The sequence below is a fragment of the Vibrio sp. SALL6 genome (genome assembly GCF_002002385.1).
GTDB lineage: Bacteria > Pseudomonadota > Gammaproteobacteria > Enterobacterales > Vibrionaceae > Vibrio > Vibrio parahaemolyticus.
On the sequence record NZ_MQVK01000061.1, the window covers coordinates 1 to 260 of the forward strand.

Sequence of the window (260 nt, forward strand, 5' to 3'; positions counted from 1 at the left end):
CACAGATTGATACGGTTTATGTAAAAGAGACGATACTGGGTCTGTAGCTCAGGTGGTTAGAGCGTTCGCCTGATAAGCGAGAGGTCGGTGGTTCGAGTCCACTCAGACCCACCAATTCCTTTTAGGGAGTTGGCATACAGTATCGACACCTTGATGGGGCTATAGCTCAGCTGGGAGAGCGCCTGCCTTGCACGCAGGAGGTCTGCGGTTCGATCCCGCATAGCTCCACCATCTTTAAGCGCATTCGATGAGTGCTTTTA

The 260-nt window shown here is 51.9% G+C and carries 2 tRNA genes; both read left to right on the top strand.

Features of this window, described 5'->3' with window-relative positions:
* The first annotated feature begins 37 nt into the window (after window positions 1-37).
* Window positions 38-114 (top strand) — tRNA-Ile (locus BIW15_RS23760).
* A gap of 41 nt (window positions 115-155) precedes the next feature.
* A tRNA-Ala gene (locus BIW15_RS23765) sits at window positions 156-231 on the top strand.
* The last annotated feature ends 29 nt before the right edge of the window (window positions 232-260 follow it).